Origin of the sequence: Rhodococcus sp. 077-4 (assembly GCF_047782425.1) — a bacterium.
Taxonomy (GTDB): Bacteria; Actinomycetota; Actinomycetes; order Mycobacteriales; family Mycobacteriaceae; genus Rhodococcoides.
Map to the genome: position 1 here is coordinate 1,187,308 of NZ_JAJPWC010000002.1, position 16,469 is coordinate 1,203,776.

Sequence of the window (16,469 nt, forward strand, 5' to 3'; positions counted from 1 at the left end):
AGTGACGATCCGGGTAGGCGTCAACGGCTTCGGCCGCATCGGGCGTAACTTCTTCAGGGCAGTCGACGCGCAGAAGGCGCTCGGTACCACCGACATCGAAATCGTTGCTGTCAACGACCTGACCGACAACGCATCGCTCGCACACCTGCTCAAGTACGACTCGATCCTGGGTCGCTTGGCACACGATGTCTCGCTCGAAGGCGAAGACACGATCGTCGTCGGCGGCCAGAAGATCAAGGCGCTGTCGCTGCGCGAGGGCCCGTCCGCACTGCCGTGGGGTGACCTGGGTGTCGACGTCGTCGTCGAATCCACCGGCATCTTCACCGACGCTGCGAAGGCACAGGGTCACATCGACGCCGGTGCCAAGAAGGTCATCATCTCCGCCCCCGCCAAGGGCGAGGACATCACCATCGTGATGGGCGTCAACGACGACAAGTACGACGGCAGCCAGAACATCATCTCGAACGCGTCGTGCACCACCAACTGCCTCGGTCCCATCGCCAAGGTTCTCGACGACGAATTCGGCATCGTCTCCGGTCTGATGACCACGATTCACGCGTACACGCAGGATCAGAACCTGCAGGACGGCCCGCACAGCGACCTGCGTCGTGCACGCGCGGCAGCTCTCAACGTCGTCCCCACCGGCACCGGCGCGGCCAAGGCAATCGGCCTGGTCCTCCCGCAGCTGCTCGGCAAGCTCGACGGCTACGCACTCCGGGTCCCGATCCCCACCGGCTCGGTCACCGACCTCACCGCGCTTCTGAAGAAGTCGGCCAGCGCCGACGACATCAACGCCGCGATGAAGGCAGCTGCAGAAGGACCCCTGAAGGGCATCCTGAAGTACAACACCGATCCGATCGTCTCCTCGGACATCGTCACCGACCCGCACTCGTCGATCTTCGACGCGCCGCTGACGAAGGTCATCGACGACCAGGTCAAGATCGTCTCCTGGTACGACAACGAGTGGGGCTACTCCAACCGCCTCGCCGACCTCATCGGTCTCGTCGGCAAGTCCCTCTGACACCGATGGCTGTCAAGACACTGCAAGATCTGCTCGATGCCGGTGTCGAAGGCCGTGGCGTCCTCGTGCGGTCGGACTTCAACGTCCCGCTCGAGGACGGCACGATCACCGATCCGGGTCGTATCCAGGCGTCGATCCCCACCCTCACGGCGCTGGTCGAAGCCGGTGCCAAGGTCATCGTCACCGCACACCTCGGCCGACCCGACGGTAAGCCCGACGCGAAGTACAGTCTGGCTCCGGTTGCCGCCAAGCTCGGCGAACTGCTCGGACGCCACGTCCAGCTCGCCGGTGACGTGGTCGGTCAGGATGCCGAGGCACGCGCCGAGGGTCTGACCGACGGCGATGTGTTGCTGCTCGAGAACATTCGCTTCGATCCACGCGAGACCAGCAAGGACGAGGCCGAGCGAGCAGCGCTGGCTCGTGAACTCGTTGCGCTCGCCGGCGACGACGCGGCGTTCGTCTCCGACGGCTTCGGTGTCGTCCATCGCAAGCAGGCGTCGGTGTACGACGTGGCGCAGTTGTTGCCCCACTACGCAGGCACGCTCGTGGCAGCCGAGGTCGAGGTGTTGGCCAAGCTCACCGAGGATGCGGCACGCCCGTACGCGGTGGTCCTCGGCGGTTCCAAGGTCTCGGACAAGCTCGGTGTCATCGAGGCGTTGGCCCCCAAGGTCGACACCCTCGTCATCGGCGGCGGCATGGCCTTCACTTTCCTTGCAGCGCAGGGATATTCGGTAGGAAACTCGCTGCTGCAGGAAGATCAGATCGGGGTCTGCAAGGACCTGCTCGAGCGGTTCGGCGACGTGATCCATTTGCCCGTCGACATCGTCGTCGGAGACAAGTTCGCCGCAGACGCCGAGGCGAAGACCGTGAAGGCGTCCGAGATTCCGGACGGCTGGATGGGCCTCGACATCGGACCGGACTCGGTCAGTCGTTTCGCTGTCGTTCTCTCGAACGCCAAGACCGTCTTCTGGAACGGACCGGCCGGAGTGTTCGAGTTCGACAAGTTCTCGGCCGGCACCAAGGGCATCGCGGAAGCGATCATCGGAGCCACCGAGAAGGGCGCGTTCAGTGTGGTCGGCGGCGGCGATTCCGCGGCTGCGGTGCGCACCCTCGGGCTGCCCGACGACGGCTTCTCGCACATCTCCACCGGCGGCGGTGCATCCCTCGAATACCTCGAAGGCAAGCAGCTCCCCGGCCTATCCGTCCTGGAGGCGTAACGCATGGCACGTAAGCCGCTCATCGCGGGCAACTGGAAGATGAATCTCAACCACCTCGAGGCCATCTCGCTGGTGCAGAAGATCGCGTTCTCGTTGCCCGAGAAGTACTTCGACAAGGTCGACGTGACGGTGATCCCGCCGTTCACCGACATCCGGAGTGTGCAGACTCTGATCGAGGGCGACAAACTCCTGCTCACCTACGGCGCGCAGGACGTCTCGTCCGAGGACAAGGGTGCCTTCACCGGCGAGATCAGCGGATCCATGCTGGCCAAGCTGGGATGCACCTTCGTCGTCGTCGGTCACTCCGAACGACGCACGCTGCACAGCGAGGACGACGCCGTCGTGCTTGCCAAGACGAAGGCGGCGCTGAAGAACGGTCTGACGCCGATCGTGTGCATCGGTGAGGGCCTGAACATCCGCGAAGCAGGCGAACACGTGGCCTACAACGTCGCGCAACTGCGCGGTTCCCTCGACGGACTCTCGGCCGACGACATCTCCAAGGTCGTCATCGCCTACGAGCCGGTGTGGGCAATCGGTACCGGCCGTGTCGCGTCGGCCTCGGACGCTCAGGAAGTGTGCGGTGCCATCCGTGAGGAGCTGAAGTCGTTGTCCTCGGCCGAGGTTGCCGCGGGAGTGCGCGTGCTCTACGGTGGCTCGGTCAACGCGAAGAACGTCGGCGAGATCGTCGGCCAGCCGGACGTCGACGGCGCTCTGGTCGGTGGAGCTTCGCTGAAGGCGGACGAGTTCGCCACACTGTCGGCAATCGCCGCAGGCGGACCCTTGCCCTGATCGGTGAGGCCGCACGACACGCATTCGGACACCTCGCTTCGGCGGGGTGTCCGAAGTCGTTCACGGGCCAGGTAGGCTGCTGAGGGCATCGAATCGAGTTTGAGGTGGACATGGATCTGTTTCTGGATATTCTGCTGGTCATCACCAGTCTGGCGCTGATCTTGCTGATCCTGCTGCATCGCGGCAAGGGCGGCGGATTGTCCAGTCTGTTCGGTGGCGGAGTGCAGTCCAGCCTGTCCGGTTCCACGGTCGTCGAGAAGAACCTGGACCGCCTCACGGTGTTCACCGGCCTCATCTGGCTCATCGCGATTCTCGGTATCGGTCTCGAGATCAAGTACACCTGATCCACTTCGGCTCCGAGTGCGAGTTCGTGGTGGAGCGACGATACTGGGTGGATGAGCGAATCCTCCTACGAGTCAGTCGGTTCCCCAGCTTTCGTACCACCGACAGCTCAGGGTCGGGAGTTGACAGAGCCTCTTCGTGAGGACATCCGCTATCTCGGCGGCATACTGGGTGAGATCATTCGTGAACACGAGGGCGAGGACGTCTTCGATCTGATCGAGGCTGCACGCGTCGAATCGTTCGCGGTACGCCGGTCCGAAATAGAACGTGACGATTCGGTCGGCCGGTACACCGACGTCGAAGTGGCACAAGCTGTTCCACTCATTCGGGCGTTCAGTCACTTCTCTCTGCTGGCCAACCTTGCCGAGGATCTGCACCGCGAACGTCGTCGCGCCATTCACCTCGACCGCGAGGATCCGCCGCAGGACAGCAGTCTCGACGCCACCTGGCTCAAGATCGATGCGGCCGCGCCCTCTCGTGAGCAAGTGGCCGCCGCCCTGACCGACGCGTTGGTCGCGCCGGTGATCACTGCGCACCCCACCGAGACGCGTCGACGCACCGTGTTCGATGTGCAGTCGAAGATCACCGAGCTGATGCGTCGACGCGATGTCGCTACCGCTGCGCGCGAGGGCAAAGCCGCCAGTGCGGCCAAGGAATTGGACGCCATCGACGTACAGATCCGCAGGCAGGTGCTCACTCTCTGGGAGACGGCTCTGATTCGGTTGTCGCGGTTGCGAATTCAGGACGAGATCGAAGTGGGACTCCGGTACTTCGAGTCCTCCCTCTTCGACGTCATACCTGCCCTCAATGCCGATGTTCGCACGGCGCTGCGAGCGCGGTGGCCCGAGGACGACTTGTTGCCGAGGCCCATTCTGCGGCCCGGATCCTGGATCGGCGGCGACCGCGACGGAAACCCGAACGTCACCGCCGAGGTGGTGCACACGGCGACGCATCAGGCCGGCTACGTCGCGTTCCAGCACTACCTCGACGAACTGGTCGCGCTGGAGAAGGAATTGTCGATGTCCGCGCGACTCGTCGCGGTCACCGCCGAGCTGGAGGCTCTTGCCGAGGCATCCACGGAACCGGACGATCGCCGTGCCGACGAACCGTACCGAGTTGCCGTGGTGGGAATCCGGGCCCGCCTGACGGCGACGGCACGAGCCGTTCTGGACGCAGTTCCGGTGTCCGGCATCGATCTCGGTGCCACGAAGTACGCGGGACCGCAGGAGATACTCGACGACCTCGACACCCTCGACCGCGCGCTCCGCGCTGACGGGGACGGGTTGATCGCCGACGATCGGCTGCTCCGGCTCCGGCAGTCGGTGGAGACGTTCGGCTTTCACCTGCAGGCTCTGGACATGCGGCAGAACTCCGAAACGCACGAGGAAGTGGTCGCGGAGCTGCTCGCCTGGGCAGGCGTTCATCAGGACTATCTTTCCCTCGCCGAGGAAGAGCGCGTCTCCGTTCTGTCGCAGGAGCTGGCGACCAGGCGTCCGCTGGTCGGCCCCAACGCACAGCTCAGTGAGCTCGCAACCAAGGAGCTGGGCATCGTTCGGGCCGCCAAGGAGGCCATCGATCATCTGGGACCCGACACCATCCAGAACTACATCATCAGCATGTGTCAGTCGGTCAGCGACATGCTCGAAGCGGCGTTGCTGCTCAAGGAAGCGGGCATCTTCGATCCTGGAGCCGACGGCTCGTCGCCCACGTCGACGGTGGGCGTCGTTCCGCTGTTCGAGACCATCGAGGACCTTCAGCAGGGTGCTGCGACTCTGCTCGCCACGCTCGACGTTCCGATCTACCGTGCCCTGGTGGCAGGGCGCGGCATGAATCAGGAAGTCATGCTGGGGTATTCGGACTCGAACAAGGACGGCGGATACCTCGCCGCCAACTGGGCCCTGTACCGCGCCGAGCTGGATCTGCTCGAGGCATCGCGCAAAACGGGAATTCGCTTGCGGCTCTTCCACGGTCGCGGTGGCACAGTCGGCCGCGGCGGTGGACCCAGCTACGACGCGATCCTGGCGCAGCCGCCCGGCGTCGTGCAAGGATCTCTCCGCCTCACCGAGCAGGGCGAGATCATCGCGGCCAAGTACGCCGAGCCATCGATGGCGCGCCGCAATCTCGAGTCCCTGGTCGCAGGAACGCTCGAATCGACTCTGCTCGACGTCGAGGGCCTGGGTGACGGCGCAGAAGCCGCGTACGACATCCTCGACGATCTCGCAGCCAAGGCGCGTGCGGCATACGGCCGTCTGGTGCACGAGGAGCCCGGGTTCGTCGAGTACTTTCGCACATCGACGCCGGTGGCCGAGGTGGGCGAGCTGAACATCGGGTCCCGTCCGGCATCGAGGAAGCCGACGAACTCGGTGTACGACCTGCGCGCGATCCCGTGGGTGATGTCGTGGAGTCAGTGCCGCGTCATGCTGCCCGGGTGGTACGGGACCGGCTCTGCCTTCCAGGAGTGGGTCGGCGACGACGACTCCAAGCTCGAGGTCCTGACCGACCTGTATCGGAAGTGGCCCTTCTTCCGGACCGTTCTGTCCAACCTGGCACAGGTCATGGCGAAATCGGATCTGGGTATCGCGGCTCGCTACGCCGAGCTGGTTCCCGACGCCGATCTGCGTGCGCGCATATTCGGCATGATCGAAGCCGAACATGCCACGACCGTGCGGATGTATCTGAAGATCACCGGGCACAGTCGACTGCTGGAGGACAACCCATCGTTGGAGCGCTCGGTGCACAACCGGTTCCCCTACCTGGAGCCGCTGAACCAGATGCAGGTCGAGATGCTGCGGCGCTACCGCAACGGAGATGACGACGAACGCGTCAAGCGTGGAATTCTGTTGACTATGAACGGTCTCGCGACGGCACTGCGCAACAGCGGCTAGCGCGGGGAGTAATGCCCATGTCGATCGAGTAGTTCTACTCGCGCGCCGTGTCGTTGTCGTCGAGCAGAGTGTTGTCCATGACGATATCGACGCAGGTGCAAGTACCTCGACGACGGCTGTGGCTGCACGTTCTCGGCACTGTGGGTTGTGCGATCGGCGCACCGGTACTGGGGTTGCTCTCCGGTACCACAGCCTGGTTCATCGTGTCCGAGGCCGAACCCGACCCGCTGCACCTGTTCGCGACGCAAGTGGTTGCCGTTACGGCGTGGATGCTGTGGATCGGGTTCTGGCCGTTCGCACTGCGAACGGCGGCAGGCGTACGCGAACGAACCGAGTGTGCCCGGGGCATCGTGTGGGCATGGACTTTCGTCGTGGTGGCGATGGGAGTCGCGCACGCGTTCGGCCTCGCATATGCGATGCTCTGGACGGTCATTCCGCTCGGCTCGCTCGCCACCTGAATCTTCTGATGCCGAAGACCGGGCTTCCCCCTTCGTGCGCGTTTTGCGTAGGCCTGCACGCGCAAAACGCGCACGAGGGGAGGAACCGGCCGGCGGCGGATCGCGTCCAACCAGGTATGAGCGTCCAACCGGGTACGAGGCAGTGCAGCAACGACACCCACGCCTGGCACGACGGATCCGCCTACCGCGTGAACGGTAGGCGGATCGGTCGATCGAGCACAGCGCGTGCGGTATGCATCAAGGACTACGACGGCGAGCGGCAGGGACCCGACCCCGACGACGCGGAACCCGCCTAGTCGTCCGGGATCAGACGGTGTCCAGTTTCGATGCTGCACCGCTGTCGAGGAACCACACCGTCGATTCGGTGCCCAGCGCACCGGCGGACGGTACGTCGTCGGCGTCCGCTCCTCCCACTGCAGATGCGACGGCCTCGGCCTTGTTCGCTCCCGAGACGAGCAGCCACACGTGCTGTGCGCGGCGAACGGCGGGCAGTGTCAGGGTGATTCGCACGGGCGGAGGCTTGGGGGAGTCCTCGACCGCGACCACGTAGCGATGCTGCTCGCGTACCGCATCCGTATGCGGGAACAGTGAATTGATGTGGCCCTCGCCGCCCATCCCGAGGAGATGGATGTCGAACTCCGGGGTCGGCTCGCCCTCGGTCCGCGAATGCAGAATCTGCGCGTACGTCGCTGCGGCCACCTCGGGGTCGCTTCCGTGCGGTCCGTCGGAGGCAGCCATTCGGAAAACCCGATCCGGGTGCACGTCGACGTGATCGAGCAACGCCTCCGAGGCCTGCACCTCGTTGCGCTCGGGGTCGCCCGAGGGCAGGAATCGTTCGTCACCGAAATAGATGTCGACTCGGCCCCAATCGACCGAACCGGAGTCCTTGCGCAGAGCCTCCAGCAACGCGATGCCCGTGCCGCCGCCGGTGAGCACCACCGATGCCGAGCCCCGCTGGGCCTGTGCCGCGGTGATGACCTCGACGAACCGAGACCGAGCAGCGTCGACGAGTGACTGTGCATCCAAGTACTGAAGTACCGATGTCTTACTCATAGCTCACTTTCGACAGTCCGTGGAGGGCGAGTTCGTAGATCTCGTCCGTGTCGAGGCGGCGCAGCTCCTCTGCGAGGCATTCGCGAGTGTTGCGCCGCGCAAGCGCAACTTCTGCATCGGGTTGACCGGTGCGCCGCAGGGTAGCGGTCTTTCCGGTCTGCGGCCGCGTCAGCGAGATGCTGCTGTTCTCCCTGATCAGCTCGACCTTCAGCTCGCCCGCACGGCGATGGACCGGCACGTCGAGTTTGGCGGCCAACCAACCAGCCAGAATATCGAGGGCGGGCTCCTCGGCCAGTCCCGATACCGTCGCCGAGACAACAGGCTCGAACGGAGCCTGGTCCAACGCCGTGGCCAATAGACCACGCCAGTAGGTGATGCGACTCCAGGAGAGGTCGGTATCACCCTCGGTGTAGCTGCTGAGCCGTCCCTTGATCGTCGCGGTGGTGTCGGGGGAATTCGTGGCATCGGTGATCCGCCGAATTGCCAAGCGTCCCAACGGATCCTTGGCCGGAACGGCCGGTGCCTCGTCCGGCCACCAGGCCACGATGGGCGTGTCGGGAAGCAGAAATGGGATGACGACGCTGTGCTCGTGGTCGGCCAGTTCGCCGTTGAGGCGCAGCACCACCACCTCCGACGCACCGGCGTCACCGCCGACCCGGATCTGTGCGTCGAGGCTCGACTCGGCGGAGCGGTCGCCGTGAATGAGGACGATGACACGGCAAGGATGCTCGCGGCTCGCCTCGTTCGCTGCGTCGATCGCCCGTTCGGCCTTGGCTGGGTCACGGCTGGCGACGATCAGCGTCAGTACGCGGCCGATGGTCACCGCACCACCTGCTTCGCGAACTTCCACCAACTTCTTGCCGACCTCGGCCGTTGTCGTGGCGGGAATGTCGACAATCACGGCCTTCTCCATTCGCGTCCGGTGCGGTGCATCATTTCGTCACCCGAGGAGGGCCCCCAGGTACCGGCTTCGTACGGTTCCGCGGTGCCACCGGAGGCCCAGAAATCCAGAATTGGATCGAGGATCTTCCACGACAGTTCGACCTCCGCATTGACCGGGAACAGCGAAGGCTCACCGAGCAACACATCGAGGATGAGGCGCTCGTATGCCTCGGGCGAGGATTCGGTGAACGCCTGGCCGTAGCTGAAGTCCATGCTGACATCGCGCACCTGCATGCTCGATCCCGGCACCTTGGATCCGAACCGCATCGTCACGCCCTCATCGGGCTGGACTCTGATGACCAACGCGTTCTGACCCAGTTCCTCGGTCATCGTGGCGTCGAACGGCAGGTGCGGCGCGCGCTTGAACACCATGGCGATCTCGGTGACTCGACGCCCGAGTGCCTTACCGGTGCGGAGATAGAACGGAACTCCGCCCCAGCGTCGTGTGTCCACCTCGAGGGTAATGGCGGCGTAGGTCTCGGTGTTCGATTCGGAGTCGAAGCCCTCCTCCTCCTTGAGCCCCTTCACTTTCTGGCTGCCCTGCCAACCTGCGGAGTACTGACCGCGAGCCGACGTTCGATCGAGGGGCTCGGCAAGTTTTGTTGCCGAGAGCACCTTGATTTTCTCCGACTGCAACTCTCTGGGGTTGAAGCTGACCGGCTCTTCCATCGCCGTGATGGCGAGCAACTGCAGAAGGTGGTTCTGGATGACGTCTCGGGCGGCCCCGATTCCGTCGTAATAGCCTGCGCGCCCGCCCAATCCGATGTCCTCGGCCATCGTGATCTGAACGTGGTCGACGTAGTGCGCATTCCAGATCGGATCGAACAGCTGGTTCGCGAAGCGCAGTGCCAAAATGTTCTGCACCGTCTCCTTGCCCAGGTAGTGGTCGATGCGAAACACGGTGTCCTCGGGGAACACTCGGTTCACGACCGCATTGAGCTCTTTCGCGCTCTGCAGGTCGTGCCCGAACGGCTTCTCGATGACCACACGTCGCCAATTTCCGTCCTCGCTCTGCGCCAGGCCCGAGCGCGAAAGCTGCTCGAGCACAACAGGAAACGCGCTGGGCGGGATGGACAGGTAGAAGGCGTGGTTGCCGCCGGTGCCGCGGGTCTCGTCGAGTTCGGTCAGTGTTCGTGACAGCTCGTCGAACGCGGCGTCGTCGTCGAACGAACCTTGGACGAACCGGAACCCCTCGGCGAGGGTGTTCCACACCTCCTCGCTGAAGGGAGTGCGTGCATGATCGCGCACGGAATCGTGCACGATCTTCGCGAAGTCCTGGTTCTGCCATTCCCGGCGGGCGAACCCGACCAGGGCGAAACCGGGGGGTAGGAGCCCCCGGTTCGCCAGGTCGTACACCGCAGGCATGAGCTTCTTACGCGCGAGATCGCCGGTCACCCCGAAGATGACCATGCTGCACGGGCCCGCAATGCGGGGGAGCCGCTTGTCTCGCGCGTCGCGGAGAGGGTTGACCCAATCCGCGGAGTGGAGAGGTTCGGTTTCTGCGGTGGGCACAGTCGGTCAGCTCTTCTGACCTGCTTGGCGAAGCTGCTCGCCGGTGGCCTCGAGCAACTCGTTCCAGGCCGCCTCGAACTTCTGAACGCCTTCGTTCTCCAGCGTCAGGAAGACATCGGTGATGTCGATCCCGAGCGCGGAGATACGGTCGAAGATCTCCTGCGATTCCGGTCCCTTGCCCGAGACCGTGTCGCCGACGATCTCGCCGTGATCGGCAACTGCGTCCATCGTCTTCTCGGGCATCGTGTTCACGGTGTTGGGCGAGACCAGCTCCGTGACGTACATGGTGTCCGGGTAGGCGTCGGACTTGACGCCGGTCGAGGCCCACAGCGGTCGCTGAGCACGCGCGCCGCTGCCGACGAGCTCACGGAACCGGGGAGCGACCTCGAAGATCTGCTGGTACGCCACGTAGGCGAGACGCGCGTTGGCCAGCGCGGCCTTTCCCTTGAGTGCTTCGGCGTCGGGGGTACCGATCGCATCGAGTCGGGAATCGATCTCGCTGTCCACGCGCGAGACGAAGAACGACGCGACCGAGTGGATCTTGTCGAGGTCGTGACCGGCTGCGCGCGCGGCCTCGAGGCCGCCGAGGTACGCGTTCATCACCAGTTCGTAGCGCTCGACCGAGAAGATGAGCGTGACGTTGACGCTGATGCCCTCACCGATCACCTTGGCGATGGCGGGGATTCCGTCCTCGGTCGCCGGGATCTTGATGAGCAGGTTCGGACGGTCGACGATCTTCCACAGTTCGACGGCCTGCTCGTACGTCTTGTCGGCGTCGTGTGCCACGCGGGGATCGACCTCGATCGACACCCGGCCGTCGACGCCTGCACTCGACTCGTACTGGGGCATCAGGATGTCGCACGCTTCGCGAACGTCGTCAGTGGTGACCGTGCGGATCGTGGTCTCGACGTCGGCACCCTCACCGGCGAGCTTGTTCACCTGCTCGTCGTACGCCTCGCCCTTGCTCAGAGCGGCCTGGAAGATCGACGGATTGGTGGTCACGCCGACGACACTCTTGGTGTCGATCAGGTCTTTCAGGTTGCCCGAGCGGATGCGATCACGGGACAGGTCGTCCAGCCACACCGAAATTCCGGCGGCGGACAGTTCTGCGAGATTCTTGTTCTGGGTCATGAATTATCCCTTCACATTGGTGATGGAGCGCTGCGCGGCTGCCGTTACGGCTTCGGCGGTGAAGCCGAACTCGCGGAAAAGTGTTGCCGCGTCGGCAGATTCGCCGTAATGCTCGAGCGAGATGATCTCACCGAAGCCGCCGACGATCTTCCACCACGGCATTGCGATGCCGGCCTCGATCGACACCCGGGCCTTGACGGTGGGTGGGATCACCTGGTCGCGGTAGTTCTGATCCTGGCTCTCGAACCACTCGACGCACGGCATCGAGACAACGCGGGCGGCAATGCCCTGTGCCTCGAGCTGCTTCTGTGCCTCCACGGCGTACTGGAGCTCCGAGCCGGTGCCGATCAACACGACGTCCGGGGTTGCCTTCGAGGACTCGACGAGGATGTATCCACCCTTCGAGACGCCCTCGTAGCTGGTGCCCTCCAGGATCGGGATGCCCTGACGCGTCAGCGCGAGACCGACGGGACCGCTGCTGCTGGACTTGGCCAGCACTGCCTGCCATGCGAATGCAGTTTCGTTCGCGTCACCGGGGCGCACGACCGACAGGTTCGGGATTGCCCGCAGTGCCGCGAGGTGCTCGACCGGCTGGTGCGTGGGGCCGTCCTCGCCGAGGCCGACGGAATCGTGGGTCCACACGTAGATCGGGTCGATGTCCATCAACGACGCGAGGCGAACCGCCGGCCGCATGTAATCGCTGAACTGCATGAACGTGCCGCCGTAGGCGCGAGTCGGACCGTGCATGACGATGCCCGACAAGATGGCGCCCATTGCGTGCTCACGAATACCGAAGTGCAGCGTCCGGCCGTACGGCTCGGCGTCCCAGTCGTCGGTGGAGATCGACGTGGGGCCGAAGGACTTCGCGCCCTTGATCGTGGTGTTGTTGCTGCCCGCGAGGTCGGCCGAGCCGCCCCACAGCTCCGGCAGAACAGGTCCGACGGCGTTGAGGACCTCGCCCGACGCCGCACGTGTCGCGACGGCCTTGCTACCGGGCTCCCAGGTGGGCAGAACGTCGGTCCAGTTCTCGGGCAGCGTGCCCTGGGTCAGGCGGTCGAGCAGCTTCTTGCGCTCAGGCTCGCGCGCGGCCCAGGCGTCGAACTCGACGGTCCACTCGGCGTGCGCCTTGCGGCCGCGTTCCTGCAGCTTGCGGGTGTGCCCGATGACCTCGTCGGTGACCTCGAACGTCTTGGCGGGGTCGAAATCGAGCGCCTGCTTGACCTTTGCGATCTCCTCGTCGCCCAATGCGGCACCGTGGACTGCACCGGTGTTCATCATGGTGGGAGCCGGGAAACCGATGATGGTGCGCAGCACGATGATCGACGGCTTGTCGGTGACGGCCTTGGCTGCCTCGACGGCCTCTTCGATCGCGGTGACGTTCTCGCCGCCCTCGACCACCTGCACGTGCCAGCCGTAGGCCTCGTAACGTGCAGCCGTGTTCTCGGAGAGGGCGATGTCGGTGGAGTGCTCGATCGAGATCTTGTTGTCGTCGTAGAACAGGATCAGGTTGCCCAGCTGCTGGGTTCCTGCGAGCGACGATGCCTCGGAGGTGATGCCCTCTTCGATGTCGCCGTCGGAGGCGATCACGTAGATGAAGTGGTCGAAGGGGCTCTCGCCCAGTGCGGGCTCGGGATCGAACAGTCCACGCTCGCGACGCGATGCCATTGCCATGCCCACGGCGGAGGCGAGTCCCTGACCGAGCGGGCCCGTGGTGATCTCCACGCCGTCGGTGTGACGGAACTCGGGGTGTCCTGGAGTCTTGGACTTGTAGGTGCGCAGTGCCTCGATGTCTGCGAGTTCGAGTCCGAAACCGCCCAAGTAGAGCTGCAGGTAAAGGGTCAGGCTGGAGTGTCCGCACGAGAGCACGAACCGGTCGCGGCCGATCCAGTGCGTGTCGGTTGGATCGTGGCGCATGGTGCGCTGGAAGAGGGTGTAGGCGAGGGGAGCCAGGCTCATCGCGGTTCCGGGGTGGCCGTTGCCGACCTTCTGCACTGCGTCCGCTGCCAGAACACGAACGGTGTCGACCGCTCGGGTGTCCAGGTCCGTCCAGTCGCTCGGGTGGTGCGCCGTGGTGAGGACGTCAATATCGTCTGTGATCGACACGAGCAGAAATCTCCTGACATTCGTTCGAGTTGTGGCTCCGAGGAAGCGTCGCTCGGCAGAGACTGCCATGCGCCTGGTTGGAGCACGCACGAAGTCGGTGCCGAAGGGCGTCCGTTACCAGCCTAGTTCCGTCCGACCCTACTGTCGTGCCTTCCCCCGGGCGATTGCGCGCGGGTTACCTGTGGGCGACATAATTCTCACTTTGGGTGCCCTGCGAATTGGAGGTGCAAACCCTGCCGTCTACCATCGTCTGTAGTAGGCGCACGATCGTCGGCACCCGTCGCAACTCGAGTATGCGGGCCGATCACCCGTGCGTGTTGGCGTCCAGGGTCGCCGTGAACAGTGAACCCGCAAGTGGCCCAGCGCCAGAGAACGACAGTCGTGCGAGGAGACGCAGTGCGAATTGGGCAGCAGCCGGGCGGACACGGTTTCGCCGGCGGCCCCGGATTCGGAGCAGACGACGCGAGTGAGTCCGCGCAGACCGCACCGGCCGCGTCCGCTCCGCGCAGGGCGCTCGCGCTCGTACTTGCGTACGTCGCGCTGACGAAGCCCCGGGTCATCGAACTTCTCCTCGTCACGACCATTCCTGCGATGTTGCTGGCCGACCGCGGACACGTCGATCCGTGGCTGATCCTCACCACACTCTTCGGCGGAATGCTCGCCGCAGCCAGTGCGAACACACTGAACATGGTGGTCGACGCCGATATCGACAAGGTGATGAAGCGCACCGAGAAGCGCCCACTCGCCCGCGGCGCCATGCCCGTCTCGCACGCCCTGATCTTCGGGCTCGTCCTCGGGGTGGTGTCATTCTTCTGGTTGTGGGCCACGACCAACCTGCTCAGCGGCGTGCTCGCCGTCGTGACCATCGGCTTCTACATCTTCGTCTACACGCTCGTTCTCAAACGGCGCACTTCGCAGAACGTGGTCTGGGGTGGCGCGGCCGGATGCATGCCGGTGATGATCGGCTGGTCTGCGGTCACCGGCACCATCGGTTGGCAGGCACTGGTGATGTTCATGGTGATCTTTCTGTGGACACCGCCGCACACCTGGGCGCTGATGCTCCGCTACAAGGAGGACTACCAGGCCGCGAACGTACCGATGCTGCCTGCTGTCGCCTCGGAGACCAAGGTCACCAAGCACATCGTGATCTACGCGTGGGCCACCGTCGCCGCAACGCTGGCGCTGGCACCGGGCTCGGGCGTCATCTATGCGGCCGTTGCCGTGGCCTCCGGCGTCTGGTTCCTCGTCGTGGCGCATCGTCTGTATGCGGGGGTGCGAGCGGGAACTCCGGTCAAGCCGCTCAAGCTGTTCATTCTCTCCAACGAATATCTGGCCCTGGTGTTCTGCGGCTTGGCCGTCGATTCGGTCCTCGGTTGGCAGACGCTCGCCCAGCTCCTTTCCTGAGCGAGCAACCACCGGGGCAGATCGGTCAAGGAATCAGCACGATCGATCCTGTCGTCTTTCGCGATTCCAGATCGGTGTGAGCTCGAGCCGCGTCCTCCAGTGCATATCGAGCGCCCACCTCGACAGTGAGTGCGCCGCTCGACAACGCCGCGAACACATCTCCGGCGCGCCATTCGAGTTCGGCCCGGTCCCGGATGTGGTGCGCGAGCGTGGGCCTGGTGAGAAACACCGACCCCGCGCCGTTGAGCCGCTGCGGATCGAACGGCGGTACGGGACCACTCGCCGCACCGAACAGAGCCAGCGTCCCTCTGATCCTCAGCGACGCCAGACTGGCCTCGAACGTGTCTGCGCCGACGCCGTCGTACACCGCGTGCACACCGTCACCGCCGGTGAATTCGCGTACGTGCGCCGCGATGTTCTCGTCGTACCGCAACACGAGCGCGGCGCCGGCCCGGGTGGACTGCTCGGCTTTTGAGTCCGTGGAGACCGTGGTGATCACGTTCACGCCCTTGGCCACGGCCATCTGCGTCAGCAACAGTCCGACGCCGCCCGCGCCCGCGTGCACCAGGACGGTGTCTCCTCGCTGGGCGGGATAGGTGGATTCGATCAGGTAGTGCGCCGTCATCCCCTGCAACAGAGCCGACGCTGCTCGATCGCCAGGAACACCGTCGGGAACGGCGATGGCCGACGACGCGTCGACCAGAACGTATTCGGCGTAGCTACCCGGAGCAGCAGCCCAGGCGACGCGATCTCCCGCGGCGAATCCGGTGACGCCCTCGCCGGCGTGTTCGATCACCCCGGATCCCTCGTCGCCGGGAACGTACGGGAGTGCGCGCGGATACAGACCTCGCCGAAAGTACGTGTCGATGTAATTGATGCCGATGGCGTCGATCCGGACCAGAAGTTGCCCTGGTCCCGGCGTCGGTATCGGAATCTCGACGACTTTCATGACGTCGGGTCCACCGGTGTTGTCTATTCGGATGGCACGCATGCACACCGTTCTACACGGGGGAGTTGCATCCGCGCGCACGGATTCGGTCGAAGGACACGAGGGAGCGAAGTTACCGATCAGTAACGAGTGGACGGGTCGGTGCGGGAACGGTGGACGAACTCGGTATCGTGTCCACATGGCTACCGAAATCGACAGTGCGGGCACCGAGAAGAACGAGTCGAACGACGTTCCCAAAGGAACGCTGGCGGCGGTGAAGAGCTTCCTGGCAGATCACGGTAATTCTGCGAATGTGGTGATTCAGCCGATCGGACGGGCCGGAACTCGGCTCACCATGGTGGGTGCAGACGGCGTACTCGGCGATCAGGTGGTTGCCACGTACGCGATCGCCCGCGCCATCGTCGACGGTCTCGACGAGTTGACCGAGGCCGAGTGGGACCGCGAGCTGGTCAGCTCCGTCAATCCGGCACCAGGACACCACGAGAAGATGGCCGGCTGGGTCGCGGGCCAGAAGAAATTCCCGAAGGCGCGCAACCAAGCGATCGTCTGATCTGAAAGACCGCGAAACTTGTTCGATTCGACGGGAACCATCCGAGCACCCGGTGCGTCGAAGTCAGTGGAGGGGCAGTCGGCCATCTGAGGGGGAGGTCGGCTGCCCCTCCA

Annotated in this window: 15 protein-coding genes; 9 read left to right on the forward strand and 6 right to left on the reverse strand. The window is 64.5% G+C overall.

The features are described from left to right. The first annotated feature begins 1 nt into the window (after position 1). The 7 genes from gap to ACNEOT_RS14910 all read left to right on the forward strand — a co-directional run bounded on the left by gap (position 2) and on the right by ACNEOT_RS14910 (position 7,008). On the forward strand, positions 2–1,021 hold the full coding sequence (gap, locus tag ACNEOT_RS14880; protein WP_415974780.1) for a type I glyceraldehyde-3-phosphate dehydrogenase: 1,020 nt from the start codon (positions 2–4) through the stop codon (positions 1,019–1,021). A gap of 5 nt (positions 1,022–1,026) precedes the next feature. Then, positions 1,027–2,238 (forward strand): phosphoglycerate kinase, encoded by a 1,212-nt coding sequence (locus tag ACNEOT_RS14885; RefSeq protein WP_415974782.1) that lies wholly within the window; start codon positions 1,027–1,029, stop codon positions 2,236–2,238. A gap of 3 nt (positions 2,239–2,241) precedes the next feature. Then, positions 2,242–3,027, forward strand: a complete 786-nt coding sequence (gene tpiA / locus ACNEOT_RS14890) for a triose-phosphate isomerase (RefSeq protein ID WP_415974784.1) — start codon at positions 2,242–2,244, stop codon at positions 3,025–3,027. Positions 3,028–3,137: 110 nt separating this feature from the next. After that, complete coding sequence (gene secG, locus ACNEOT_RS14895; protein ID WP_027497008.1) at positions 3,138–3,371, forward strand: preprotein translocase subunit SecG; 234 nt, start codon at positions 3,138–3,140, stop codon at positions 3,369–3,371. Positions 3,372–3,422: 51 nt separating this feature from the next. Further along, complete coding sequence (gene ppc / locus ACNEOT_RS14900; RefSeq protein WP_415974787.1) at positions 3,423–6,254, forward strand: phosphoenolpyruvate carboxylase; 2,832 nt, start codon at positions 3,423–3,425, stop codon at positions 6,252–6,254. Positions 6,255–6,331: 77 nt separating this feature from the next. Next, positions 6,332–6,712: a hypothetical protein gene (locus tag ACNEOT_RS14905; RefSeq protein WP_415974789.1), complete on the forward strand. Its 381-nt coding sequence runs from the start codon at positions 6,332–6,334 to the stop codon at positions 6,710–6,712. Positions 6,713–6,828: 116 nt separating this feature from the next. Next, entirely contained in the window at positions 6,829–7,008 is a 180-nt protein-coding gene (locus ACNEOT_RS14910) for a hypothetical protein (RefSeq protein ID WP_415974791.1), read from the forward strand. Between the two features lie 10 nt (positions 7,009–7,018). Here ACNEOT_RS14910 and pgl read toward each other — a convergent pair whose 3' ends face one another. From pgl to tkt, 5 genes are read right to left on the reverse strand one after another with little or no spacing between them, the layout of a single operon-like run. Next, a complete protein-coding gene (pgl, locus tag ACNEOT_RS14915; protein WP_415974793.1) occupies positions 7,019–7,765 on the reverse strand; it encodes a 6-phosphogluconolactonase in 747 nt (248 codons plus the stop codon). Next, positions 7,758–8,666, reverse strand: coding sequence for a glucose-6-phosphate dehydrogenase assembly protein OpcA (gene opcA / locus ACNEOT_RS14920; protein WP_415974794.1), 909 nt, complete (start codon positions 8,664–8,666; stop codon positions 7,758–7,760). Before opcA ends, pgl begins: the two co-directional genes overlap by 8 nt. Beyond that, on the reverse strand, positions 8,663–10,219 hold the full coding sequence (gene zwf, locus ACNEOT_RS14925; RefSeq protein WP_415974795.1) for a glucose-6-phosphate dehydrogenase: 1,557 nt from the start codon (positions 10,217–10,219) through the stop codon (positions 8,663–8,665). Before zwf ends, opcA begins: the two co-directional genes overlap by 4 nt. Before the next feature lie 6 nt (positions 10,220–10,225). Next, the gene (tal, locus tag ACNEOT_RS14930) at positions 10,226–11,350 is read right to left on the reverse strand and encodes a transaldolase (protein WP_415974797.1); all 1,125 of its coding nucleotides are present in this window, start codon (positions 11,348–11,350) and stop codon (positions 10,226–10,228) included. A gap of 3 nt (positions 11,351–11,353) precedes the next feature. Further along, on the reverse strand, positions 11,354–13,453 hold the full coding sequence (gene tkt, locus ACNEOT_RS14935; RefSeq protein ID WP_415974799.1) for a transketolase: 2,100 nt from the start codon (positions 13,451–13,453) through the stop codon (positions 11,354–11,356). 396 nt (positions 13,454–13,849) lie between these two features. Here tkt and ACNEOT_RS14940 point away from each other — a divergent pair, with 396 nt between their 5' ends. Next, complete coding sequence (locus ACNEOT_RS14940; protein WP_415974800.1) at positions 13,850–14,857, forward strand: heme o synthase; 1,008 nt, start codon at positions 13,850–13,852, stop codon at positions 14,855–14,857. 25 nt (positions 14,858–14,882) lie between these two features. Here the strand turns inward: ACNEOT_RS14940 and ACNEOT_RS14945 are convergent, their stop codons facing one another. Further along, positions 14,883–15,848: a quinone oxidoreductase family protein gene (locus ACNEOT_RS14945; RefSeq protein WP_415974802.1), complete on the reverse strand. Its 966-nt coding sequence runs from the start codon at positions 15,846–15,848 to the stop codon at positions 14,883–14,885. A gap of 136 nt (positions 15,849–15,984) precedes the next feature. Between ACNEOT_RS14945 and ACNEOT_RS14950 the strand changes: the two genes are divergently transcribed. Further along, positions 15,985–16,356 (forward strand): hypothetical protein, encoded by a 372-nt coding sequence (locus tag ACNEOT_RS14950; protein ID WP_415974803.1) that lies wholly within the window; start codon positions 15,985–15,987, stop codon positions 16,354–16,356. Positions 16,357–16,469 lie beyond the last annotated feature (113 nt).